This window comes from Edwardsiella anguillarum ET080813 (assembly GCF_000264765.2).
GTDB classification, from domain to species: domain Bacteria; phylum Pseudomonadota; class Gammaproteobacteria; order Enterobacterales; family Enterobacteriaceae; genus Edwardsiella; species Edwardsiella anguillarum.
Window position 1 is genome coordinate 4,039,221 of sequence record NZ_CP006664.1, and the last position, 23,466, is coordinate 4,062,686.

Below are 23,466 nucleotides of genomic sequence, written 5' to 3' on the forward strand. Positions count from 1 at the left end.
CATTCACCCCTTGAATGAGATCCATTATGAAGCTTATGTTCCTCTCCCTCGCGTTGATGCTGTGCGTCGCCGCGCCGCTGCGCGCCGCCCCCCTGACGCTGACCGATCTGGCGGGGCGTCAGGTCACCCTCAACGCCCCTGCGCAGCGGATCGTGCTGGGCGATAGCCGTCTGCTGCTGGCGCTCAGCCTCCTGCACCCCGATGATCCACTGCGCGGCATCGTCGCCTGGGATGACTCCCTGCGGCGGCGCGCGCCGGACATGGCGCGCCGCTACGCCCAGGCCTACCCGCGCCTGACGCGGATCCCCGTCTTCGCCAACCCCTACCGCAGCGACCTCAGCGTGGAGTTTTTGCTGCCGCTGCGCCCCGATTTAGCGATCTTCGATCTCGGCCTGCTGCCGCGCCTGCGGGAGAGCGGCACCCTGGCGCTGTTGGAAAAAAGCGGCGTCGCGGCGCTGTTTATCGACTTCCGCCGCCGGCCGCTGCACAACACCGTGCCCTCCCTGCGTCTGCTGGGGCAGGCGCTGGGCGAACCCGCCAACGCCGAGCGCTTTATCGCCCGCTATCAACAGCTGCTGCAGCGCGTGCAGCGGCGAGTGGCCGCCATCCCGGACGCCGAACGCCCCGGTGTGGTATTCGAAAACCACGCCGGCATGACCGGCGATACCTGCTGCACCGTCTTTGGCCGCAGCGGCTTCGGCCAGTTTATCGAGGCCGCCGGCGGGCGCAATCTGCTGGCCGACCGCGTTCCCGACGGCGGCGGCGACGTCAATCTGGAGCAGCTGATCGCCGCCCGCCCCGCGCGCTATCTGCTCAGCGGCGCCGACTGGAGCCAGCGCGGCGGCCTCTCCCTGGCGGTGCCCCTGGGCTATCAGGCGACCGAGGCCAGCGCCCGGCCGCGCCTGCGGCGCCTGCTGACGCGCCGCGGCTTCGCGACCCTGCCGGCTATCCGCGACGGACAGGTCATGGCTATCTATCACCAGTTCTACGACAGCCCGTTCAACGTCATCGCGCTGGAGGCCATCGCCGCGTTTCTGCACCCGGCGCGCTTTGGCGATGTCGATCCGCACGCTGACCTGCAAACCCTGTACCGGCAGTTCGCCGGCATGGAGGAGCATGGCCTGTTTTTCCTGCGGGCCGACACGACGCCGTAACCGCCGTCCGGGCGCCGCGCAGCCTGTGCGCCCGGACGGCATGACACGCCATAGCACCGCCATTTTTATCACCAGACTCAATAAGGGATCTTAATGAAAACAGCCTGCCTCTCTCTCAGCCCCATCGCCGCGGCCCTGCTGCTCTCCGGAGCCGGTTTCGCCCATGCGGAAGAACGCGTCGTCGTCAGCGGCAACCTGCTGGGCGACGCCCGGGCCGACGCGGTAAAAACCTACCCCGGCAGCCGCAGCGTCATCAGCAACCAGCAGCTGACCCAGGATGCCAACCGCTCTATCGATGACGCCCTGCAGCGCGTTCCCAACGTGAAAGTACAGGATGAAACCGGCACCGGGATACTGGCGCAGGTCGCCGTGCGCGGTCTGCAGGATAGCCGCAGCGGCTACGTACAGATGCTGCTCGACGGCATACCGCTGGCGCTAGCGCCCTACGGCCAGACCGGCCTCTCCCTCTTTCCGGTCACCTTCCAGACCCTCGACAGGATCGACGTGGTGCGCGGCGGCGCGGCGGTGCAGTATGGCCCCAACAACGTGGGCGGGGTGATCAACCTCATCAGCAAACCGATTCCCTATCGCTGGCAAAACCGGATATCGCAGCGCACCACGCTGGCCGGTCATGGGCGTAATCTGTCTGACACTTATATCAGCAGCGGCGGCATGCTGAATGCGCAGTTCGGCCTGCAGCTCGAGGGCAATCTGGTCAACGGCAGCGCGTTTCGTGAGCACAGCCGGCAACGGGTGCAAAACTACCGGATCAAAGGGCTGTGGAATATCAACGACGACAGCAGCCTGAACCTGACCTATCAGTACTATGATGCCGACGCCCAGCTCCCCGGCGCGCTCTCCGCCGCCGACTATCAGCAGGATCGCACCCAAAGCACCCGGCTGCAGGACGGCTATCAGGGGCGCACCCAGCGCCTAAGCGCGGTCTACAACACCCTGCTGGACAGGGTCGGCCCCTTCGACTCCGGCGAGCTCAACTGGACGCTGTTCGGCCACCTGTCGCACCGCAGCTTCGACGTCGGCCTGAGCCAAGCCCCGGGGATGACCTGGGCGCCGGATCGCCCGGCGGATATCAAGCAGAGCTCGCCGCGTGACTTTAAGGTGTGGGGCACCGAACCGCGCCTGACGCTGTATCACGCCGGGGAGTACCTCAATCAGAAGTTCACCCTGGGCGCCCGGCTGATCGATGAAAACATCGACTATCTGGTCAAACGCCGCTATGTGACCCAGTCTCGCCCGGACGAGGTGACGCGCGACTGGAAGTTCCACAACCAGGGCTGGGCCGGCTACCTCAGCGACGCCGTGATGCTGTTTGACGACAGCCTGACCATCACCCCCGGGATACGCTTTGAGCGAGTTGACGAGCGCTATCGCGATAACCGCAGCGGCCAGACAGTAGAGAACCGGGATCAGCAGTGGCTGCCGGGGCTGACCCTGGGCTATCAGGCGACCCCCGCCTGGTTCCTGTATGCCAACGCGCAAAAGAGCCTGCGTGCCCCGCAGGTGACCCAAATCGTCAAAGGCGACCAGCGCGGCGCCGAACTGGCCTGGAACTACGAGTCCGGCGTACGCTACACCCCCTGGCCGGCGCTCAGCCTGCAGGCCGACTACTACCGCATCGACTACACGGACAGTAAAATCATCTACGACAACGCCAGCGCCAGCTTCGTCAACCTGGGGCGCGCCCGCTATCAGGGCGTCGAAATGGAGGCCTTCTACTCCCCCGCTTTCCTGGAGGGGATGACGCTGCACGCGGGCTATGCCTACCTCGACAGCGAGCAGCTGATCGGGGCCAACGCCGGGCGTCAGATGCCCTACGCCTCCCGTCACCAGCTGGTACTGGATGGCCGCTACCAGTGGCGCGACACCACCTTTGCACTCTCCGGCTACTATTACAGCGCCGCCTTCTCTGACAAGGAGAACACCCGCGATGAAACGGCGAAGGGGGATGCCGGGCGCCTGCCTTCCTACACCGTATGGAACGCACAGGTGACCCAGGCGCTGTACCACGATCGCGACAGCCAGCTCTCCGGCTATATCACAGTGAACAACCTGTTTAACAAGGACTATTATTACCGCGGGATCGATACCAGCCCATGGGGCCGCCAGCCGGCGCCGGGACGCTCCGTCACGCTGGGCGTCGACTATACCTTCTAAATCCCGCGCGGCGCGCGGTAAAACGGTAAAAACGGCGCCCCGCATTGGAGGGGCGCCGCGGTGAGCGTAGCTACTCGGCGGGCGGGATCAGGCGATCCCCGTGGTCAGCCAGAAACTGCGGCTCTGCTGCGGTGCCAGCTGCAGCAGCGTGCCGCTGCGCTGCGCCGCCAGATGCCCCTCTGGACGGCAGGTCGCCGGCAGCGCAAAGGCGGCCACCTGCTGATCGCCGTTGTACAGGATCCAGCGCGTCACGTAGTTAAAGTCATCGCTGGCGAAGCGGGTCACGAAGGTCGTCCCGTCCGGCGCCTGCATCCGAAACTCCTGCCGTTCACCATAGCGATCCAGCCGATCGGCGAAGAAGACGATCTCCGGATCGTAGCACTGCGGCGCATCCAGACGCGTCAGCGTCGCCTCCCCCTGACGCAGGCGTTCGGTGAAGCGCTGCCACTGCGGCGTCGGTACCACGTGGGCCGGTACCGACTCGCGCAGGATCAGCGCCGCGTCCGGGATCGTCTGACTAAACAGCGCATCGGGAACATAGGCGTAGTTCATGTGGCACATGTACTGCAGCGGCATCGGCACCGACGCCAGGTTGGTCACCCGCATCCCGATATCGAACAGCGCGCTCTCCCCGCGCAGCACCACCGTCGGCTGAGCCCGGTAGTGATGGCCGAAGCCCATCACATACTCATAGCTTCCCGTGATACTCAGGCTGTCTCCGTCCAGCTCCAGCCAAGCCTCATCCATCGGCGCACAGGGCATCTCACCGTGCAGCGGGTGGCTGTCCTCCGGCGATGGACAGCCGTTGGCCAGCAGGCCGGAGTGAAAGGCGAAACAGCCGTAGGTCTCGACCACCTGCGTCGCCGCCTTCGGCTGGCGGAACATGTTGCGCATGGTCAGATCGCGCCCATCGAAGCAAGCCTCCCAGATCATCTGCCCCATCCAGGGCAGGATCACCAGGTGCCCGCGGCGGTTCTCGATCCGCAGCCCCTCTACGCCGCTGTCGTAGCGCTGCGCCGTTACGCGAAAATCATCATTGCTCAACAACGTGCGCGGCTGTGCGTCAAACAGCGACCGCCATAGCATGATTTTGCTCTTCATGATGCCTCTCCCTGAACCGCGTCGCGCGCCGTATCCCCCTGCGCCTCGCGGCTCTCACGCCAAAAATAGAGGCCAACATAGATAAAGCAGAGCATCGAGACCAGGAAGGAGAGCTGCAGCGAATGGAACATATCGGCCACATACCCCTGTACCGCCGGCACCACCGCCGCCCCGACAATCGCCATCACGATGACGGCGCCGGCCATCTCGGTATGTTCGTTGTCCACGGTATCCAGCGTGCCGGCATAAATGGTCGCCCAGCAGGGGCCAAACAGGATGCTGACGGTAACCGCGACATACACCGCGCTGAAGCTCGGCGCCAGCGAGACATAGGCCAACAGCAGCGCGCCGATCAGCGAATAGAGCACCAGCACCCGCTGCGGGTTAAAGCGGGTCATCAGGATATTGGCAATAAACTTCCCGATAAAGAAGCAGGCGAAGCTATAGACCATAAAGGTCGAGGCATCACGCTCATTGATATCACCCAGCTCCAGCGCCAGGCGAATGGTGAATGACCAGACGGCGACCTGCATACCGACGTACAGGAACTGCGCGACGATACCGCGGCGGAAGCGGGCGTTGGCCGCTAGATAACGCAGCGTCTCCCCTGCCGAAGGGCGCGGTCGGCCGGCCGTCTGCGCCACCTTACAGGTGGGGAAGCGGGTCAGCAAGAACAGCGCCATCACCACCAGCAGCACCATGATCATATACTTATACGGCTCCAGGGTATTCTCCAGCATGGCCAGCTTAAAGGCATGGATCTGCTCGGCATTCATGCCGGCCATCTGCTTCTCCAGGCTATCGCCCTCGGAAAATACCAGGTATTTCCCCAGCAGGATCCCCGCCGCCGCGCCGATCGGGTAAAAGGTCTGGCTGATATTCAGACGCAGCGTGGCCTGCGCCTGGGGCCCCAGCATCGAGCTGTAGGTGTTCGCCGCGGTCTCCAGAAAGCTCAGCCCGATGGCGATGGCAAATATTGCCGCCAAGAACATCGTATAGGTGGCCATATGCGAGGCGGGGAAAAACAGCGAGCAGCCGGCGATATACAGCGCCAGCCCCATCATAATGGCGATCTTATAGCTGCTTTTCTTAATCACCAGAGAGGCGGGGATGGCAATCAGAAAATATCCACCATAAAAGGCGCTTTGAACTAATGCCGAGGCAAAGTTACTCAATTCGAATACGCTTTTAAATTGCGTGATCAGAATATCGTTCAATGCCGCTGCGCATCCCCAGAGTGGAAATAGACAGGATAATAAAATAAATTGAAACAGAGGTGTTCGATTCAGATAGCCATCTGGCATCTGAATGATGCTTTTATTATTCATAATGAATGCTACCTTGCTATGGTTTTATTATGCGTTCAATGCCAAAAACTCATTGAACTGTTCGATACTGGGATAGGAAGATTGGGTTCCTTTCCCCGTTACGCTGAATGCGGCGAACAGTGATGCCCTCTTCATCGCCGCCTCCACATCGCCGTCCTGCACATAGTAGTGGGCAAAGCAGCCAATAAAGGCATCGCCGGCGCCGCTGGTGTCCACCGCACACACCTTGAATGCAGGCACGTGCACCTCCTGCTCGCGCGTCATCCACAGCGCGCCCTTTTCTCCCATGGTGACAATGATATTATTCAGTCCCTTCTCGATCAGCGTCCTGGCCGCCGCCCGCGTATGCTCATAGGAGTCAACCGGCAGCCCGGTCAAGATCTCCAGTTCGGTTTCATTGGGGACAAAGAAATCACATTTACAGGCATAGGTCATATCCAGCTCACGCAGCGCCGGCGCCGGATTCAGCAACACCTTAATCCCATGCTTTTTGCCAAACTCAATCGCGTGATAGACGGTTTCCAGCTGAACCTCCAGCTGTAATACGATCAGCTGGCATTTCTTTAAATCCTCCGCCGCCCGATCAATATCCTCCGGAGAGAGAAACTTATTGGCGCCCTTGATAATCAGAATGCTGTTACTGGAGTTGGCGTTAACAAAAATCGGCGCGACGCCGCTGCTGGTGCAGGGAACCTTTTCCACGTAGGTGGTATTGATCCCCCAGGACTCCAGGTTACGGATGGTATTGTCCGCAAAAATATCATCGCCGACCTTAGTCAACATCATCACGTCTGAATTGAGCTTTGCCGCCGCCACAGCCTGATTGGCGCCCTTGCCGCCGCAGCCAATTTTAAATGCCGGCGCCTCCAGCGTCTCGCCCTCCTTGGGCATCTGATTGGTATAGGTAATGAGATCAACCATATTAGAACCGATAACTGCAATATCCATGCCCTTACTCCTTAGTAACGCCAATGCAATAATGATATTGAAGTAACATTATCATGTTGCTAAAGCATCATTTGTGATTATGATCGCGATTAATCACTATGAGTTGAAGAGAATGTATACAGTGAGAGCCAGGTCAGAAAAGCGCAGCGCGGCGTGTCATGCCATCGGTCGCAGGCCGCATCGCCATATAAAAACAATAAATAACAATGTGATAAATTGACATTGCGCCGAACCAGGCTTTATTTTTTCCCTATCCGGCTGTATAGTAAGCACATATTTTATATGTTCCCAGACGCGCAAAATGTTATAGAAGAAACATTTTCATCGCCGGGAGCGGAGAAAACCCATGGAAACCAAGCAAAAAGAACGCATCCGTCGTCTGCAGGCCCTGCTGCAAAAATCCGACCGCATCCATTTAAAGGATGCCGCACGCATGCTGGAAGTTTCTGTTATGACCATCCGCCGCGATCTGAGCCCGGATAACCACCCGCAGGGGCTCCCCCTCACCCTGCTCGGCGGCTATATTGTGGCGGTCAACGCGCCGCATCCGCCGACGGCTCACCCCAGGCAAAACAGCCCGCGGCATCATCAGGACGATCTGCCCATCGCGATCCTGGCCGCCGGGCTGATCGCCGACGGCGACGTGGTCTTCTTTGACAACGGGCCGGAAATGCCGCTGGTGGTCAGCCTGATCCCGGAGGATATCCGCTTCACCGGGATCTGCTGCTCACACGCCGTCTTTCTGGCCCTGCGCGACAAGCCCCAGGCCGCCGCCATCCTCTGCGGCGGCAGTTATCGGCCGCAAAACGACACCTTTTACGACAACGCCAACCCCTCCATGCTCGATACGCTGAACCCACGCAAGGTCTTTATCTCCGCCGCCGGCGTAGATGAACGCCATGGCGTCACCTGGCACGAGCTGGACGACGCGGCGACCAAGCGGCGGGCCATCGCCCACGGTATCCGCAGGATCCTGCTGGCCCGCGGCGGGCTGTTCAACGACGTCGCGCCGGTCAATATCGCCCCGCTCTCCGCCTTTGACGTGCTGATCAGCGACTGCGCCCTTCCCGGGGAGTACCCCTCATACTGCCGGGCGGCCGGGATCCGGGTCATTACCCCGGACTCCGACGCGGAGTCCCCGCTCCAGTAGCGCACAGGGAGAACGGGCGTCGACGCCAGACGCCGCTCTTCCCACCCACGCGACCCGTCCCGCCCCGGGCGGCTCTGGGCAAGCGATGACCGCCGGGCCCCGCGCGCCGCCCCTACCTGGTGAAAATCCGGCTATCGCTACGATAGGCGATGGTATAATCACTATACAGTTTACTTATGTTATTAATACCGGGACATCGACCCCCTGACAAAAGGAAGCCGTATGAAGAAAATCTACCTTATCGCCGCCGTATCGGCCTGGATGGTTAACCCGGCGTTCGCCGCGACCGAACAGTGCGCCGGCGCAGATCCGCAGCAAATCGCCGCGCTGTTTGACCAGTGGAATGCGGCGCTAAAGACGGGAGATGCGCAAAAGGTGGTCGATACCTATCTGCCTGACGCGGTTTTACTGCCCACCGTATCCGATAAAACGCGCTATACCCAGGCGGAGCGGCTGGACTACTTCAAGTACTTTCTCGCCAAGAAGCCGGTGGGCGTCATCGATAGCCGCACCATAAAAATAGACTGCAATACCGCCACCGATATTGGCACCTATACCTTTACCTTTGCAGACCGGTCGCGCGCCGCCGCCCGCTATACCTTTACCTACGCCTGGAACGGCCAGGCGTGGAAGATAGCTACCCACCATTCATCGCTGATGCCCTCCTCCTAACCCCATCCGGGCGGGATGGCGGCCAGGCCCGGACGCCATCCCGAAACGCGGCCGCCCCCGAGGGCGGCGATGCGATGGCGTGCCTCTCCCCCCTTCAAAAATGAAACCATAGCAACACATTTGTTACCCATCGCGCGGCGATCGCCGAGGCGAAAAATAAATCATCTTATTTTTCATTGAATTAAAAATATATCCCTCCAGGTAAAAGCTGGCACGCAACCTGCTCCTGCTATGGCGACACTGAGTTAACGCCATAACGGAGAGAGTAACTGCAATGAAGAATCAGACCCTTGGTGATTTAGTGGTACTGGACATGACCCGCGTGCTGGCCGGGCCCTTCAGCGGCATGCTGCTGGCGGATATGGGCGCGCACGTCATCAAAATTGAGACGCCGGAGCACGGCGATGACAGCCGCAGCTTCGCCCCGTTTATTAACGGAGAAAGCGCCTATTACATGAACCTGAACCGTAATAAACAGGGCATCACCCTGAATCTGAAGGATCCCGACGGCGTCGCCCTCTTCCTGCGCCTGGTGGCCAAAGCCGACATTCTGATCGAGAACTTTCGCCCCAACACCATGGAAAAGCTGGGCATCGGCTATGAGAAGCTAAAAGAGATCAACCCGCGTCTGGTGTATGGCTGCGTATCGGGATTCGGCCACTACGGCCCCTATTCGGCGCGCGCCGGCTACGACATCATCGGCCAGGCGATGGGCGGGCTGATGAGTACCACCGGCTGGCCGGACGGCGAGCCGACCCGCTGCGGCACCGCGATCTCTGACGTGCTAGCCGGCATGTTCATGACCATCGGCGTCCTGGCCGCTCACCACCGCGCCAAGATCACCGGCCAGGGGCAGAAGGTCGATGTCGCGCTGGTCGACTCGGTGGTCGCCGGCCTGGAGATCATCAATCAGATCTACCTCAGCACCGGACAGCTGCCGGGGCGCAACGGCAACCGCTACGAATCCATTTATCCCTACGACTCGTTTAAGTGCCAGGACGGCAGCATGGTGATCGGCGCCGGCAACGACAAGCTGTACCACGCGCTGTGCGAACTGATGGAGATGCCCGAACTGATCAGCGACGCGCGCTTCCTGACCAACCCGCTGCGCGTCCAGCACCACCGCGAGCTCAAGGCGCGGGTCGAACAGTGGCTGAGCGATAAAACCATCGATCGGGCCACCGCCATGATCCTGGAGGCCGGCATCCCCGCCGGGCCGATCAACACCATCGACCGGGTGGTCAACGATCCGCATATCGCCGGGGCGCGGCAGATGTTCGTCCCGATGCACCACCCCGTTGCCGGCGAGGTCCGCGTCACCGGCAACCCCATCAAGCTCAGCGACGATCGCTACCTTCCCCCCCGCTCTTCTCCTCAGCTCGGGGAGCATACCGCCGAGATCCTGCAGCGCTACCTGGGGCTGAGCGCGCAGGAGATCGAGCGCCTGGCACGCCAGGGGGCGCTATGAGCCACGCGATACGGAGACGCTGACGATGACCGAAATGCGAATGTGTAGCTGGCCCACTCAGGTTAGCCTGACCGAAGTATGCCCGCGCGACGGGCTGCAGAATCTCTCCGCCTGGATCCCGACGCCGGAGAAGCTGGCGCTAATCGACGGCCTGATGGCCAGCGGCCTGAAGCGGATCGAGGCGACCTCGTTTGTGCATCCGGCGGCGATCCCGCAGATGAAGGATGCCGACATCGTCGCGCGCCATGCGGTGGCGCAGGCCCGCTCGCTGGGGGTGGAGATCGCGGCGCTGGTGCCGAACCTGAAAGGGGCCGAACGGGCGCTGACCTGCGGGATCACCCGAGTCAACTACGTGATCTCCGCCAGCCCGCAGCACAACCTGAAGAACATCAACCGGACGCCGCAGGCGTCGCTGGCGGAGCTGCAGACCCTGCGCCACGCCCTGCCGGAGCTGGAGGTGACGCTGATCGTCGCCACCGCCTTCGGCTGTCCGTTCCAGGGGGCGGTGCCGATCGCCGACGTGGCGGCGCTGCTGCGGGCCGGGCGCGAGATGGGGATCAGCCGCTTCACGCTGTGCGACACCATCGGCGTGGCCAATCCCCGCCAGACCGTACAGCTACTGCAGCAGCTGCGTCTGGCGCTGCCGGAGCTCGATCCCGCTCTGCACATGCACAACACCCACGGCATGGCGCTGGCCAGTATCTATGCGGCCATCGGCCAGGGCGTCACCCGCTTCGAAAGCGCCGCCGGGGGGCTGGGGGGCTGCCCGTTCGCCCCCGGCGCGGCCGGCAACGCGGCGACGGAGGATCTGGTCAACATGCTGAATCGCATGGGCATTGCCCACGGCGTCGATCTGGGGCGGCTGCTGCAGGTGGTGGATCGCCTGCAGGGGCTGGCACCTGCGGCGCTGAGCGGCATGCTGTCGCACGCCCGGCGCTACGACGAATTCGAGTTCAGCCAGCCGTAGGCTTTCCGCGCGGGGGCGGCGCGCCCCCGCCCTTTTCAATGGAGGAGATATGGGTAAAACCGTAGCAGAGAAGATCCTGGCCGCAAAGGCCGGGCTGGCTGAGGTATCGGCCGGCGATGTGGTCTGGGTCGATGTCGATAAGGCGATGATGGATGACATCCTGGGGCCGCGGGTGCAGATCGCCGAGCAGCTGGAAAGCCTGAAGATGCCGATCCGCCACCGCGAGCGGGTGGTGGTCATCGCCGATCACTATACGCCGCCCGCCAACGCGCGCCAGGCGGAGATCGTCAAGTTTACCCGCGACTGGTCTGCCGAACAGGGCATCGATCGCTACTATGAGTTTCAGGGACCGTGCCACCAGATCATGGCGGAGCAGGGACACGTGCTGCCCGGCACCCTGATCCTGGGCACCGACTCCCACACCTGCATGGGCGGCGCGCTGGGGGCATTCGCCACCGGCGTCGGCTCCACCGAGATGGTGGGGATCCTGGCCACCGGCAAAACCTGGCTGAAGGTGCCGGAGAGCCAGCGGGTTGAGTGGAGCGGTCCGCTGCCCCCCGGGGTGATGGCCAAGGATATCGCCCTGAAGACCATCGGCCACATCGGCCACGCCGGGGCGACCTATCAGGCCGTGGAGTTTTGCGGATCCACCTTTGCCGACATGCCTATCGATCAGCGTATGGCCATCGCCAACATGGCGGTAGAGATGGGGGCCAAGGCCGGGCTGATGCCGGTAGACGCGCTGACGGAGGCCTACCTCGCCGCGCAGGGAATCGGCCGTGACGCCTATACGGTCTATCCCCCGGACGATGACGCCAGCTACGTACGCCAGCTGCGCTTTGCGGCACCGGCGCTGACCCCGCAGATTGCCTGTCCGCACAACGTCGATAACGTGACCGATATCGACAACGTGGCCGGCACCCGCATCGATCAGGCCTACCTCGGCTCCTGCACCGGCGGACGCTACAGCGATCTGGTCGCCGCCGCCGGCGTGCTGCGCGGCAAACGGATCGCCCGCGGCGTGCGCCTGCTGGTCTCACCCGCCTCGCAGCAGATCTGGCAGCAGGCCAGCCGCAGCGGCATTCTCAGCCAGCTGGCGGAGGCCGGGGCCACCATTCTGGCGCCGACCTGCGGGGTGTGCGTCGGGCTGCACTCCGGGCTGCTGGCGGGCGGCGAAAACTGCATCTCGGCCAGCAACCGCAACTTCATCGGCCGCATGGGCAGCCGCGATGCCAGCGTCTATCTGGCCTCTCCGCTCTCCGTGGCCGCCGCTGCCCTGACCGGCAGCATCATTTCACCGCAAACGCTCCTGTGAGGTCCCCGATGGATACGCTGCTACACGGCAATGTCTGGAAGTTTGGCGACAATATCAATACCGATATCATCTCGCCGCCGCAGTATATGGAGCTGAGCATCGCCGAGGCCGCCCCTTACTGCATGTCCGCCGTCAATCCCCACTTCGCCGCGCAGGTGCGCCCCGGGGATATTCTGGTGGCCGGCAATAACCTGGGCTCCGGCTCGTCGCGCGAAACCTCGCCGCTCACCCTCAGGTACCTGGGGATCCAGGCGGTGGTGGCCTGCTCCTTCGCCCGGATTTTCTACCGTAACTGCATCAATCTGGGGATCCCGGCGCTCAGCGCGCCGCGCGCCGGCGAGATCCGCCAGGGCGATGCGCTCTCCATCGATATCGCCCAGGGCATCATCCACAATATCACCCAGCAAGAGAGCTATCCCTGCACCCGCCTGCCGGATAACATCATGGCGATGATCCGCGCCGGCGGACTGGTAAACCATCTCAGACAAACCGGAGGTTGTGATGCAAACTGAAGTGACCGCGCTCCCCGTCTCTATCGTACGCGGGGGCACCAGCAAGGGCATCTTCATCATGAAGAACGCCCTCCCCGCCGATCCCGCCCTGCGCGATCGGGTGATCCTCTCCGTCTTTGGCAGCCCGGATCTACGCCAGATCGATGGGCTGGGCGGCGCCGATCCGCTGACCAGCAAGCTGGCCATCATCGCGCCCGCCAGTCGGCCCGACGCGGACGTGGATTACATCTTCGGCCAGGTCAGCCTCAGCGAGGCCTTCATCGACTACGGCGGCAACTGCGGCAACATCTCGGCGGCGGTCGGCGCCTTCGCGATCCAGAAGGGAATGATCGCCGCCGACGCACCGCTGACCCGGGTACGTATCCATATGGTGAACACCGGGCGGGTTCTGATCGCCGATGTGCCGGTCGCCGACGGTATGCCGCGGGTTGAGGGCGACTGCTGTATCGACGGCGTACCGGGCAGCGGCGCCCGCATCGAGATCGACTGGGCCGACTGCGGCGGGGAGACCACCGGCGCGCTGCTGCCCAGCGGAGCGCCCTGCGACACCATTGAGGCAGGCGGGCGGACGTATCAGGTTTCCATCATCGATGCGGGCAACGTCACGGTGTTTATCGACGCCGGGGCGCTGGGGCTGCGCGGCACGGAGACCCCGGCCGAGATCGGCGGCGATGCGCAGCGGATGGCGCTGATCGAAGAGATCCGCGCCAAGGCGGCGCAGCGGATTGGACTGATCGATGACTGGCGCGAGGCGGCGCAGCGGATCCCCTATGCGCCCTTTTTTAGCATTGTCAGTTCACCGCATACGCATGATACCTTTAACGGTAAGCACATTGAGGCGGGCCAGTGCGACATTGTCTCGCGCCTGGTGTTTATGCAGGCGCTGCACAAGGCCCACCCGGTGACGGGCACCGTCGCGCTGGGCGCCGCCGCCCGCATTCCCGGCACTCTGGTATACCAACGGATGGCGCCGGCGGCGCACGCCGGCGATCGCCTGCGCATCGGCCATCCCAGCGGAGTGATCGTGACCGACTGCGCCGTCGAGCGGCAGGGGGAGACATACCGGCTGCGTAAGTCGCGGGTGACCCGCACCGCCCGGATCCTGCTGGACGGACAATTTTACCTGCGAAACAGCCTGTTGGCTCCGACGTCCGACGGGCAATAGCGCCCCACGCCGGGCTGTGCCACGGGGGGCCGCTCACGCGGCCCCTCTGCTGTCAGGCTCACCCGACACCGTTGACCAAGGAGTATCCATGAGCGCCGAATTTCACTTTGCCTTTATCGCCCCCTACCCCCAGCTGGCGACCCTGGCGCGACAGCAGGCGGCGGCGCTGGGCTGCCGCCTGACGGTGATCGACGGCGCCTTTGACGCCGTCGCCCGCCAGATCGCGCGCCTGCCGGACGACATCTCGGCGGTGATCAGCCGCGGTGGCACCGCCGAGAAAATCCGCTTGTATACGCTCAAGCCGGTGGTCTCTATCGAAACCAGCGCCCTCGATCTGCTGACGCTGCTACTGCCGCTGCGGGGAGAGGTCGCGCGGGTCGGCGTGATCAGCTACCGTCAGCCGCTGCCCGGGGTGGCACCGATCGCCCAGGCGCTGGCGATGGAGATCCGCCAGGATGTGTTCGATGCCCACGAGGATATCGATGCGCTGCTGCTCAGCGAGGAGATTCGCGCCCTGGATGTCGTCATCGGCGGCATTCTGGTGGTGCGGGCAGCGCAGCGGCACGGCGTGAGCGCGCGGCTGCTGACCGCCGACGACGACGCCATTTACCGGGCGCTGCATCAGGCGATGCTGCTGGCGCACGCGGAGGATGAGAGTCGCAAGAAGGCCGCGCAGCTGGATACCATGCTGGCGACCATCGCCGAGGCGCTGATCGTCACCGATGCGCAGGATCGCATCATCCAGGTCAATCCGGCGGCGCTGACCATCCTGCGGCGCGAGCTGCCGGCGGTGATCGGCCGCGAGATCCGCACGCTGATCCCGGATTCGCGCACCCGGGATGTGCTGAAGAGTCAGCGCAGCCAGCTGGGACAGGTGGTGGAGGTCAACGGCGATACCTTTATCGTTAACCGGGTACCCATCGTCAGCCAGGGACGCAGCCTCGGGGTCGTCTGTACCCTGTCGGCCTCGCGCCTGATCCGCCACGCCGAGCACCGCCTGCGCCAGCAGGAGGGACGGCGGCAGGGGTTCGTCGCGCGCTATGACTTTGACGATATCCATACCGCCGATCCGGCGATGCAGGATATCAAAACGCTGGCGCGCCACTATGCTGCCACGCAGGCCAACGTCTTAATTCAGGGGGAGTCGGGCACGGGCAAAGAGCTGTTTGCCCAGAGCCTGCACCGCAGCAGCGCGCGGCGCAGCCAGCCCTTTGTGGCGATTAACTGCGCGGCGATCCCGGAGAACCTGCTGGAGAGTGAGCTGTTTGGCTATGTGGACGGCGCCTTCACCGGCGCCAATCGCAGGGGCAAGGCCGGGCTGTTTGAGCTGGCGCACGGCGGCACCCTGTTTCTGGACGAGATCGGCGAGCTGCCGCTGAGTATGCAGACCAAGCTGCTGCGCGCCCTGCAGGAAAAGGAGATCATGCGCATCGGCGGCAGCGAGGTGCTGCCGGTCGACGTGCGTATCATCACCGCCACCAACCAGGATCTGCGGCGCCGGATCGATGAGCGGCTGTTCCGCGGCGATCTGTATTATCGGCTGAATACGCTGCACATCCTGCTGCCGCCGCTGCGTAGCCGCGACGACGACATCCGCCTGCTGGGGTGCCACTTTCTGCAAACCCTGGGGTGCCACCTCGACGGGGATCAGGAGGCGGCGCTGCTGGCGGCCCTGTGCCACCACCCGTTTCACGGCAACGTCCGCGAGCTATGGGCCATCATCGAGCGCTTCGCCATCCTCTACCGGGTGTTCCCCGCCCTGACGCCGACCCAGATCCTGCAGCGCTATTGCCTGCCAGACGAGGCCGACAGCGAGGCGGGCGAGCGCGGCGTCCTGACCTGCCGCATCCCGCTGCTGGATGACTTCAAGCTCATGACCGGCCATTGCCAACGCCAGATCGTGCAATATTATCTGGCGCGCAATCAGCAGAATCAGCAGAGGGCGGCGCGCCAATTAAATATCAGCAAAATGAGTATCTACCGTCATATTCACGGCCAATCCTCGGAGGAGGATCGTCACGACGCGTCCGAGCCATAACAAAGTTGTGACGCTCTACGCCGCGCCTGTTACCCCGGGAAAAATAAAGTGTGACCGGGGCAACAGCAGCGCGACACATCACCTGGATACATTTGATTCATATCACAAAAATAGCCCATTCCCAGCTTGGCACACCTCTTGCTTTTCTCTCATCAATCATAAAAAAGAGGACACACCATGCTGGACATCAACACCCTTATCATCCTAGCCATCGTCGCCTCCATCGCCCTTGGCTACTTTATTAAAATAAATATCGGCATATTCGCCATTATTTTCGCCTTTATCCTGGCCAACATGGCGGGCCTCTCTGGCGGAAAGCAGCTGGCGCTATGGCCGCTAAATCTCTTTTTCATCCTCTTCTCTATCACCTATTTTTATGGCTTTGCCATCGCCAACGGCACGCTGAACCGCGGCGCCCAGCATGCGATATACATGAGCCGCCACTCTCCCTGGCTGATGCCGGTGATCTTCTACCTGTGCGTGGTGGTGTTTTCCGGGATCGGGCCGGGACACTATGCCGCCTTTGCCTTTCTCTCGCCGCTGATCATGCTGATTGCTACCCAGATCCGGATGAGCAAGATGCTGGCGGCGGTGATCGTCTACAGCGGCGCCTGCGCCGGGGGCTTCAACCCCTTTACCCTGGGGGGACGGGTGGTCAACGGGATGCTGGAAAACCTGAACATTCCCGCCCCGCTGGCGCTGCACTATACCTACGCCATCGGGCTGAGCATGTTCTTGGCCCATACGGCGATCTTTGCTGTCAGCTACGTACTGCTCAAGGGATACCGGATTCAGGCCGTGGAAAACATGGCGCGGCCGGCGCCGTTTAGCGCCGAGCAGAAGCGCACGCTGTGGCTGGTCTGCGGGGTCTTCCTGCTGATCATCCTTCCGGCGCTGCTGTCATCGCTGCTGCCGGCCTCGACGGCGCTCAAAGCGGCGACCCAGGCGCTGAACCCAACCTTCCTCTCCTTTATCGGCATCGTCGCCAGCCTGCTGCTGAAGGTGGCCGATGAGCGTAAGGCGATGGAAAATATTCCCTGGTCGATCATTATCATGATCTGTGGCCTGGGAATGCTGATCAACCTGGCAGTCGATCGCGGCGCCGTTGATCAGATAGCCAATTGGGTTAACGGCGTGCAGGGGGAGGACAGCCGCGGCTATGGCGTGGTGTATATCATGGGGGGACTCTCCTCCGCCATGTCGCTGTTTGCCTCCAGCATGGGGGCGGTGATGCCGACCATGTTCCCCATCGCCGCCAAGATCCATACTGAGCATACCGCCCTGCTGTTCTCGGTGATCGCGGCGTTCGCCACCTTTACCGGCTATTCGCCGTTCTCCAGCGGCGGGGCGTTGGTGCTGGCCGGCGTCGGGAACGATGCGGCCGAGAGCCGGCGCCTGTTTGTGCAGCTTATCGTGCTGCCGATCGCCGTTATCATCTGCGCCGCGCTGCTGCTGATGCTGGTACTCTCCCTCTCCTAGCCTGCGCGAACGGCGCGTGGCCATCCACCGGCGACACCGCGGCCGGTGGATGTATCGCCTCCCGGCCGTACCCCGGCGCACCGCATCGTGACACTCCCCCTATGCCGCGTCCGCAGGCCGCAGCCAAATAATCTGGCCGGCCTTGCCGCGATGGCTAATAACCCCGGTTATAGTTCAAAATAAAAATTATCATTAACGCCTATCCCGTTTACCTGGCATTTATTCTTGGCGGAAAAAATTATGTATTATTTATCCTGGCAGATAAATAACACAATTACTCGCGCGCAGTAAAAAAAACACTATTCAGCATTAGCTTTATTTAAGGGGAAGGCCGCCATGAAGGCTAAATGGCTATTCAAAAGGGTGGAGTATCGATTAAAGATACTACGTACCCTGCTGCTCAGCGATAAACGATTTAAAGCCAAGCGTTTCCAATATGACTTCGGCCGCGAAATTCAGCTCTCACCGCCGCAGACGTTTAATGAAAAGATCATATTCCGCATGCTGTTTGATCGCAACCAGCGCTTTACCGCGCTGGCGGACAAGGTCAGCGCCCGGGCATTTATCACCCAACAGATCGGCGAGAAATATGTGGTACCAACGCTAGGAATTTATTCCTCCTTCGATCAGATAGACTTTGCTGCGCTGCCGCAGAAATTCGTTATCAAGTGCTCCCACGATAGCGCCAGCGCCATTATTTGTACCGACAAGGATAAATTTGACATCGCCAGCGCGCGCGAAAAAATAAGCTTTTATTTATCTCGAAACATGTATGTAACTACCCGCGAGAGACACTATAAAAATATAGTTCCGAGAATCATCTGTGAACAGTACCTGGATGTATTCGGCGGCGCTGACCGGGATATTACGCCGGAGCTATTGCGGGTACATTGCTTCGCGGGCCAGCCTAAATTTATCGAGGTGGATTTTACCGACGCCCGCGGCGAGGAGTCCGTCAATATCTATGATCAGGAGTGGCAACGCCAGGAGGTGGCTGTCGGCTATATCGGGACACGCTACCCCAACAATCTCGATGAGCGCATCCGCAGGCCCGCCAGGCTCGATGCGATGCTGACCCTCTCACGCCAGCTCAGCGCCGACTTCGATTATTGCCGGATGGACTGGTTCCTGGTCGGCGATGATATTTACTTCAGCGAGTTCACCTTTACGCCCTGCGCCGGACGGATGCGCTTCTTTCCGGCCAGCTTCGACCGGCGCTTCGGGGAACAGTGGCGGCAGCGGATTCAATCCTGAGCCCACCGGGCCGAAGCCGCGCGGGCGGGGGCGCTCTGCCGCTCATGGGACGCCGCGCCCAGGGGCATCGACGCCGTGAATTGCAAGAGAAATCCGATTAAGCGCCGCGCCGATCCTAGGTTAGAATCAACGCCTTAACCGGCATCAGGAGATACATCAACATGACATGGTCGGCCATCGCGTCAATCGCCCTACTGCTGTCCGCGCTCAGCGCGAGCGCCACCGCCGCCGGCAGGCAGATCGACGTCGTCTTCCCCAAGGGGCATGACAGCGCACGCTACTCCGGCACCATCAGGGGGTACGATTACGACACCTATTTCTTCCGGGCCAGCCGGGATCAGCGCCTGCGCCTCACCCTGCCCAAAGAGACGGTCGCGGCGGTTTTATTCGGCCCGGGGATCGACGATGCGATCGACTTGGGGAAATACTCATCGGCGCTGGATAGCCAGGGGCGCTATACCCTGCCCGCCAGCGGAAAGTATGAGCTTCGGATACTGCAAAGCCGCGCGGAGGCCCGGCGCAAAGAGGTGAAGCCGTACCGCTTCACGCTGCAGATAGCCCCCTGATCCCCACGCGCCAGACGACCTAGGCTGTTGCTCGGCCTCACCAGCCCGTCGATATGCCGGGCGGCCGCTCCCTTTTTGCGTGTTCAGCGGTTTGATGGCCGCCGTCAACGCCTACACACGCGCCATCCCACAGCGCCTGCCCCCTGAGTCTCTCCACCGCGCCCACGCTGTCCACGAGCGGCCCTATCCCGCTTTAATCTGCATGCCGATCCCGGACACCACCAGCCACACCTCCTGCGCCGCCTGCGCCAGCCGTTGGTTCGCCCGGCCGGCGATATCGACAAAGTGGCGCGCCAGTCGGTTCTCCGGGGTGATACTCATGCCCAGCTCATTGGTCACGATATACACCGGCGCCGCCGACTGCCGGCACGCCGCGATCAGATCGTCCACCTGCCGCTGCAGCACCGCCTCAAGCGCAGGGAAGTCCAGGGTCTCCGGCGATGCGCCGCCGCTGGCCTCATAGAGCAGGTTGGCCAGCATGGTGGTGATGCACTCCAGCACCACCCCCTCGCCGGGCCGCACCCGGTGACGAATCACCTCGCCCAGATCGCGGTACCCCTCCCAGGTGCGCCAGTGCGCCGGCCGCTGTGCGCGGTGCTTCTCGATGCGCGCAGCCATCTCGTCATCGGTGACGGTGGAGGTCGCAATATACAGAATGCGCGCGCAGCGCTGAGCCGCCAGCCGCTCGACGTGCGCGCTCTTTCCGCTGCGCGCCCCTCCGGTAACCAAAATCATGCCTCCGCCTCCCGATGCTCGCGCATTATTTTATAAATTTCTTTAATATCAATATGCTCTCTCATTGCACAGGCCAGAAGATCGATCTGTTGGGCTTTGTAGGCCGCATAGTCCAGCGTCCTTTCCAGCGGCGCCAGCCCCTTGCGATGACGCAGGCTGTCCAGTACGGCGTGCGTAAAGGCGTCGCTGTCGAACAGTCCATGCAGGTAGGTGCCGATCACCAGCCCATCGTCGCTGATGGCGCCATCCGCCACCCGCTCGCCGTCTCGCTCGATAAACAGCGCCGGACGGCAGTCGGCCGCCCGCTGCGTTTCCCCCATGTGGATCTCATAGCCTTTCACCGCGGCGCCGGCGGCGGCGTGCAGCCACGCCGGCGGCGTCATCGTCACCTGTGCCACGCGCTGCGCGGTGGTTTTCCGCGGCGCGAAGCGGGTGACGATATTCAGCAGGCCGAGGCCCGGCTGCGTCCCCAGCCCCGATTCCACCTCGTCGATAATGGTGCGGCCCAGCATCTGGTAGCCGCCGCAAATCCCCATCACCGGCACGCGCTGGCGATGGGCCTGCAGCAGCGCAGCGGCCATGCCGCTTTCACGCAGCCAGCCCAGATCGCCCAGCGTATTTTTACTGCCCGGCAAAATCACCAGATCGGCGCCGGCCAGCGCCTGCGGGTGGCTGACATAGCGCACCCGAACATCCGGCTGCGCCGCCAGGGCGTTAACGTCGGTAAAGTTCGAGATATGCGGCAGCTGCACCACGGCGATATCGATATCGCGCGGCGCCGTCTGCCGGTATTTGCCTTTCTGCAGCGCGACGCCATCCTCGTCGTCGAGATCCACATCGAGCCACGGCATCACGCCCAGCACCGGCACCCCCGTCAGCGCCTCAATCTGTTCAATGCCGGAGCGCAGCAGCGCCACATCGCCGCGAAACTTATTGATAATCACCCCTTTCACCCGGGTCCGTTCGTCCTGGCGCAGCAGCGCCAGCGTGCCATAGATAGAGGCGAAGACGCCCCCTTTGTCGATATCCGCCACCAGGATCACCGGGCAGCGTGCCATCTCGGCCATCCCCATGTTGACGATATCGCGATCGCGCAGGTTTATCTCCGCCGGACTGCCGGCCCCCTCCAGCACCAGCGCCTCATACTGCTGCGCCAGGCTCCGGTAGACCGCCAGAATGCGCTCGCGCAGACGCGGCTTGTACTGGTGGTAGCTGACGGCGTCCATGTCGGCCGCCACCTCCCCCATCAGCACCACCTGCGCTTTGCGGTCGCTGGTCGGCTTGAGCAACACCGGGTTCATCCGCACGTCCGGCGCGATGCCCGCCGCCTGCGCCTGAAAAATCTGCGCGCGCCCCATCTCTTTGCCATCCGGCGTGATGCCGGAATTCAGCGCCATATTCTGTGACTTAAAGGGTGCCGTGCGCAGACCGTCCTGATAAAAAATGCGGCACAGCCCCGCCACCAGTACGCTTTTGCCTACGTCAGAGGCGGTCCCCTGCAGCATAATCGCCATCGCCTGCGTCATCGGGCCTCCTTTATTGCTATTGCGTTGTGTCGCATACGTCGGAAAAACGTATCTTCACGCTTACACCGCGGCAGCGCCAGCTGCGTGTGCCGCTTCACCCGCCGGGGCTGCATCAGCCCGGCCTCCCTCATCCGATCGGCGCGGGCGAAGACCTCGCCCGGCGCCAGCGCCTCGCCCTGGCGCAGCACATGGACGGTATCGCTGACGCCGTCGATCAGATCGATGTCATGGCTGGAGATCGCCACAGGGTTCCCCTGCGCCGCGAGCCGGAAAGGCCAGCCTCGGCTGTGCCGGGGTCACCAAGTCGGTCAGCCAATCCACCGGCAGCCCCCCTCCATGATGCGCATCGCAAACGCCTGCTGCGCCGCCAGACCACTGAATGACCGCCGCTTAAGCTGGTGTTCGTGCGCCATCGCGATCCCCCCAGCGTTTATTGACTAAAATGGTCGAAAAATAGGGCAGCGCCTGCCCATCGTCGACCTCATTCAGGTGCCGCCAGCACCGCTCGCCGGGCAGCGTGGCGTCGGACATCATCAGCGCGCACTCCAGCAGCCCGGCCTGCGCCAGCAGCGCCTTAATCCGCGCAAACCGGCCATAGACCTTCATCAGCACCAGCGTGTCATGGTGCAAGAGCGCCTGCGCGATCTCCGCCTCCGGCGCGGTGCACGCCATCACCGCCAGCGACTGCTGCTCCATCGCCAGGGGCGTCCCGGCGCGCGCGGCGATGGCGGCAAACGAGGTCACGCCCGGAACGATCTCCAGCCAGTCGGGGTTGCCGAGACGCTGGAGCAGGAAGACCCAGGTGCTGAACAGCATGGCGTCGCCGAGCGTGATAAATCCAACCCGCTTGCCGGCCTTCACCGCGCCCGCCAGCGCCGCCGCGACCGCATCCCAGACCGCCTCCTTTTCCGCGTCGTCACCGCTCATGGGAAAGTGGCAGCAGCGCACCTCCGTCTGCGGGCCGACATAGTCGCGGACGATGGAGAGCGCCAGGCTGTCGCCGCCTTTGCGTCCCGCCGGGGCGTAGAGGATATCCAGCGAGCCGAGGATCCGCGCGGCGCGGACGGTGATCAGATCGGCGGCGCCCGGCCCCGTGCTCAGGGCGTAGAGTGTGCCGCTCATGCCGCCGCCTCCATGGCGCCGCGCAGCGCCTGCTGCAGGTGCGCCACGAACATCGCCCGCACGGCCGGATTCTCGCCCAGGCCGTTCAGCCACGGCGTCGCCGGGATCCCGGCGGCGTTGAACAGCGTTCGCCAGGAGTCCGCCTCCTCGGAGGCCATGTCATTGATCGCATGATCCCCGGCCACCAGCATCAGCGGCATCAGATGCACCGCGCTGACCCCCTCCCGGCCGAGGCTCTCGATCAGAATCTCGACCTGCGGATAGCTCTCCACCGCACCCACGCAGGCCGGAAAGCCCTGCGCCCGCATCATGTGATCGAGACAGGCATAGGCCGCAAAGGCGTGGTGCGTCGCGCCGTGCCCCATAAACACCACCCTCTCCTGCGGCCCGAGCGGCGGCATCTGCTGCCGCAGCGCCCGCATCAGCAGTTCGTAGTCATCATGGCTGCTCAGCAGCGGTGCCCCCAGCGTCAGGCGGGAGAACAGCGGACGCATGCTCTGCACCTCGCGCACCACCTTCTCATACTCATCGCCGTTAATAATGTGCAGCGACTGAACCGCAACATCCTGATATCCCTGCTCCGCAAGCCGCTGCAGCGCCTGCAGCGGCGTGTCGATCTCAATGCCGTCGCGCTGCCTGAGCTTGCGGATGATCATCCCGGAGGTAAATGCCCGGAACAGATCGCGATCGGGGCAGTGGCCCGCCAGCTCACGTTCGCAGGCCGCGATATTCTTCTCGCCGGTCTCGCGATAGCTGGTGCCAAAGCTGACCACCAGAAGCGCCTTTTTCAT

At 62.7% G+C, this 23,466-nt stretch carries 20 protein-coding genes and 1 pseudogene; 13 read left to right on the top strand and 8 right to left on the bottom strand.

Features of this window, described 5'->3' with window-relative positions; translation table 11 throughout:
- The first annotated feature begins 26 nt into the window (after positions 1-26).
- Complete coding sequence (locus ETEE_RS18085; RefSeq protein WP_049648806.1) at positions 27-1,154, top strand: ABC transporter substrate-binding protein; 1,128 nt, start codon at positions 27-29, stop codon at positions 1,152-1,154.
- 93 nt (positions 1,155-1,247) lie between these two features.
- The gene (locus ETEE_RS18090; protein ID WP_034164907.1) at positions 1,248-3,329 is read left to right on the top strand and encodes a TonB-dependent receptor family protein; all 2,082 of its coding nucleotides are present in this window, start codon (positions 1,248-1,250) and stop codon (positions 3,327-3,329) included.
- An 87-nt stretch (positions 3,330-3,416) separates the two neighbouring features.
- Here ETEE_RS18090 and ETEE_RS18095 read toward each other — a convergent pair whose 3' ends face one another.
- From ETEE_RS18095 to rbsK, 3 genes are read right to left on the bottom strand one after another with little or no spacing between them, the layout of a single operon-like run.
- Positions 3,417-4,430 carry an aldose 1-epimerase family protein gene (locus ETEE_RS18095; RefSeq protein WP_034164905.1) on the bottom strand — a complete coding sequence of 338 codons (1,014 nt, stop codon included), beginning with the start codon at positions 4,428-4,430 and terminating at the stop codon, positions 3,417-3,419.
- Positions 4,427-5,758, bottom strand: coding sequence for an L-fucose:H+ symporter permease (fucP, locus tag ETEE_RS18100; RefSeq protein ID WP_034164904.1), 1,332 nt, complete (start codon positions 5,756-5,758; stop codon positions 4,427-4,429). The genes ETEE_RS18095 and fucP overlap by 4 nt, the downstream gene beginning before the upstream one ends.
- 27 nt (positions 5,759-5,785) lie before the next feature.
- On the bottom strand, positions 5,786-6,706 hold the full coding sequence (rbsK, locus tag ETEE_RS18105) for a ribokinase (RefSeq protein ID WP_034164903.1): 921 nt from the start codon (positions 6,704-6,706) through the stop codon (positions 5,786-5,788).
- 346 nt (positions 6,707-7,052) lie between these two features.
- On the opposite strand from rbsK, the gene ETEE_RS18110 reads away from it, so the two are divergent.
- From ETEE_RS18110 to ETEE_RS18160, 11 genes are all read left to right on the top strand, one after another.
- On the top strand, positions 7,053-7,856 hold the full coding sequence (locus ETEE_RS18110) for a DeoR family transcriptional regulator (protein ID WP_034164901.1): 804 nt from the start codon (positions 7,053-7,055) through the stop codon (positions 7,854-7,856).
- A gap of 222 nt (positions 7,857-8,078) precedes the next feature.
- Positions 8,079-8,528 (top strand): SgcJ/EcaC family oxidoreductase, encoded by a 450-nt coding sequence (locus tag ETEE_RS18115; protein WP_034164900.1) that lies wholly within the window; start codon positions 8,079-8,081, stop codon positions 8,526-8,528.
- A gap of 274 nt (positions 8,529-8,802) precedes the next feature.
- Complete coding sequence (locus ETEE_RS18120; RefSeq protein ID WP_034164898.1) at positions 8,803-9,996, top strand: CaiB/BaiF CoA transferase family protein; 1,194 nt, start codon at positions 8,803-8,805, stop codon at positions 9,994-9,996.
- 25 nt (positions 9,997-10,021) lie between these two features.
- Entirely contained in the window at positions 10,022-10,963 is a 942-nt protein-coding gene (locus tag ETEE_RS18125; RefSeq protein ID WP_095666568.1) for a hydroxymethylglutaryl-CoA lyase, read from the top strand.
- A gap of 49 nt (positions 10,964-11,012) precedes the next feature.
- Positions 11,013-12,278, top strand: coding sequence for a 3-isopropylmalate dehydratase large subunit (locus tag ETEE_RS18130; RefSeq protein WP_034164897.1), 1,266 nt, complete (start codon positions 11,013-11,015; stop codon positions 12,276-12,278).
- A gap of 8 nt (positions 12,279-12,286) precedes the next feature.
- Positions 12,287-12,790, top strand: a complete 504-nt coding sequence (locus tag ETEE_RS18135) for a LeuD/DmdB family oxidoreductase small subunit (RefSeq protein WP_034164896.1) — start codon at positions 12,287-12,289, stop codon at positions 12,788-12,790.
- Complete coding sequence (locus tag ETEE_RS18140; protein WP_034164894.1) at positions 12,780-13,955, top strand: 2-methylaconitate cis-trans isomerase PrpF family protein; 1,176 nt, start codon at positions 12,780-12,782, stop codon at positions 13,953-13,955. Before ETEE_RS18135 ends, ETEE_RS18140 begins: the two co-directional genes overlap by 11 nt.
- Before the next feature lie 88 nt (positions 13,956-14,043).
- Entirely contained in the window at positions 14,044-15,993 is a 1,950-nt protein-coding gene (locus tag ETEE_RS18145; RefSeq protein ID WP_034164892.1) for a sigma 54-interacting transcriptional regulator, read from the top strand.
- Positions 15,994-16,170: 177 nt separating this feature from the next.
- Positions 16,171-17,472: an SLC13 family permease gene (locus tag ETEE_RS18150; RefSeq protein ID WP_034164891.1), complete on the top strand. Its 1,302-nt coding sequence runs from the start codon at positions 16,171-16,173 to the stop codon at positions 17,470-17,472.
- 336 nt (positions 17,473-17,808) lie between these two features.
- Positions 17,809-18,726 (top strand): ATP-grasp fold amidoligase family protein, encoded by a 918-nt coding sequence (locus ETEE_RS18155; protein ID WP_034164890.1) that lies wholly within the window; start codon positions 17,809-17,811, stop codon positions 18,724-18,726.
- A gap of 161 nt (positions 18,727-18,887) precedes the next feature.
- Positions 18,888-19,292 (top strand): PPC domain-containing protein, encoded by a 405-nt coding sequence (locus ETEE_RS18160; RefSeq protein WP_034164888.1) that lies wholly within the window; start codon positions 18,888-18,890, stop codon positions 19,290-19,292.
- A gap of 183 nt (positions 19,293-19,475) precedes the next feature.
- On the opposite strand, the gene cobU is transcribed toward ETEE_RS18160, so the two are convergent.
- The 5 genes and pseudogenes from cobU to cbiK form a co-directional block, all read right to left on the bottom strand.
- Positions 19,476-20,027 (bottom strand): bifunctional adenosylcobinamide kinase/adenosylcobinamide-phosphate guanylyltransferase, encoded by a 552-nt coding sequence (gene cobU / locus ETEE_RS18165; protein ID WP_034164886.1) that lies wholly within the window; start codon positions 20,025-20,027, stop codon positions 19,476-19,478.
- Positions 20,024-21,553, bottom strand: coding sequence for a cobyric acid synthase (locus ETEE_RS18170; RefSeq protein WP_034164885.1), 1,530 nt, complete (start codon positions 21,551-21,553; stop codon positions 20,024-20,026). The genes cobU and ETEE_RS18170 overlap by 4 nt, the downstream gene beginning before the upstream one ends.
- Positions 21,550-21,822: pseudogene (locus ETEE_RS18175) on the bottom strand (energy-coupling factor ABC transporter ATP-binding protein); the annotation flags it as partial. The gene ETEE_RS18170 and the pseudogene ETEE_RS18175, both read right to left, overlap by 4 nt.
- 121 nt (positions 21,823-21,943) lie before the next feature.
- Positions 21,944-22,675, bottom strand: coding sequence for a cobalt-factor II C(20)-methyltransferase (locus ETEE_RS18180; protein ID WP_034164884.1), 732 nt, complete (start codon positions 22,673-22,675; stop codon positions 21,944-21,946).
- Entirely contained in the window at positions 22,672-23,466 is a 795-nt protein-coding gene (gene cbiK, locus ETEE_RS18185) for a sirohydrochlorin cobaltochelatase (RefSeq protein WP_034164882.1), read from the bottom strand. Before cbiK ends, ETEE_RS18180 begins: the two co-directional genes overlap by 4 nt.

Bases quoted from the DNA above. Each gene is read 5' to 3' on its own strand.
- ETEE_RS18135 (WP_034164896.1), top strand. From the start codon at position 12,287: ATGGATACGCTGCTACACGGCAATGTCTGGAAGTTTGGCGACAATATC.
- ETEE_RS18130 (WP_034164897.1), top strand. From the start codon at position 11,013: ATGGGTAAAACCGTAGCAGAGAAGATCCTGGCCGCAAAGGCCGGGCTG.
- ETEE_RS18110 (WP_034164901.1), top strand. From the start codon at position 7,053: ATGGAAACCAAGCAAAAAGAACGCATCCGTCGTCTGCAGGCCCTGCTG.
- ETEE_RS18150 (WP_034164891.1), top strand. From the start codon at position 16,171: ATGCTGGACATCAACACCCTTATCATCCTAGCCATCGTCGCCTCCATC.
- ETEE_RS18155 (WP_034164890.1), top strand. From the start codon at position 17,809: ATGAAGGCTAAATGGCTATTCAAAAGGGTGGAGTATCGATTAAAGATA.
- cbiK (WP_034164882.1), bottom strand. From the start codon at position 23,466: ATGAAAAAGGCGCTTCTGGTGGTCAGCTTTGGCACCAGCTATCGCGAG.
- ETEE_RS18115 (WP_034164900.1), top strand. From the start codon at position 8,079: ATGAAGAAAATCTACCTTATCGCCGCCGTATCGGCCTGGATGGTTAAC.
- ETEE_RS18170 (WP_034164885.1), bottom strand. From the start codon at position 21,553: ATGACGCAGGCGATGGCGATTATGCTGCAGGGGACCGCCTCTGACGTA.
- ETEE_RS18145 (WP_034164892.1), top strand. From the start codon at position 14,044: ATGAGCGCCGAATTTCACTTTGCCTTTATCGCCCCCTACCCCCAGCTG.
- ETEE_RS18090 (WP_034164907.1), top strand. From the start codon at position 1,248: ATGAAAACAGCCTGCCTCTCTCTCAGCCCCATCGCCGCGGCCCTGCTG.
- ETEE_RS18140 (WP_034164894.1), top strand. From the start codon at position 12,780: ATGCAAACTGAAGTGACCGCGCTCCCCGTCTCTATCGTACGCGGGGGC.
- cobU (WP_034164886.1), bottom strand. From the start codon at position 20,027: ATGATTTTGGTTACCGGAGGGGCGCGCAGCGGAAAGAGCGCGCACGTC.
- ETEE_RS18125 (WP_095666568.1), top strand. From the start codon at position 10,022: ATGACCGAAATGCGAATGTGTAGCTGGCCCACTCAGGTTAGCCTGACC.
- ETEE_RS18085 (WP_049648806.1), top strand. From the start codon at position 27: ATGAAGCTTATGTTCCTCTCCCTCGCGTTGATGCTGTGCGTCGCCGCG.
- ETEE_RS18180 (WP_034164884.1), bottom strand. From the start codon at position 22,675: ATGAGCGGCACACTCTACGCCCTGAGCACGGGGCCGGGCGCCGCCGAT.
- ETEE_RS18120 (WP_034164898.1), top strand. From the start codon at position 8,803: ATGAAGAATCAGACCCTTGGTGATTTAGTGGTACTGGACATGACCCGC.
- ETEE_RS18160 (WP_034164888.1), top strand. From the start codon at position 18,888: ATGACATGGTCGGCCATCGCGTCAATCGCCCTACTGCTGTCCGCGCTC.
- rbsK (WP_034164903.1), bottom strand. From the start codon at position 6,706: ATGGATATTGCAGTTATCGGTTCTAATATGGTTGATCTCATTACCTAT.
- fucP (WP_034164904.1), bottom strand. From the start codon at position 5,758: ATGAATAATAAAAGCATCATTCAGATGCCAGATGGCTATCTGAATCGA.
- ETEE_RS18095 (WP_034164905.1), bottom strand. From the start codon at position 4,430: ATGAAGAGCAAAATCATGCTATGGCGGTCGCTGTTTGACGCACAGCCG.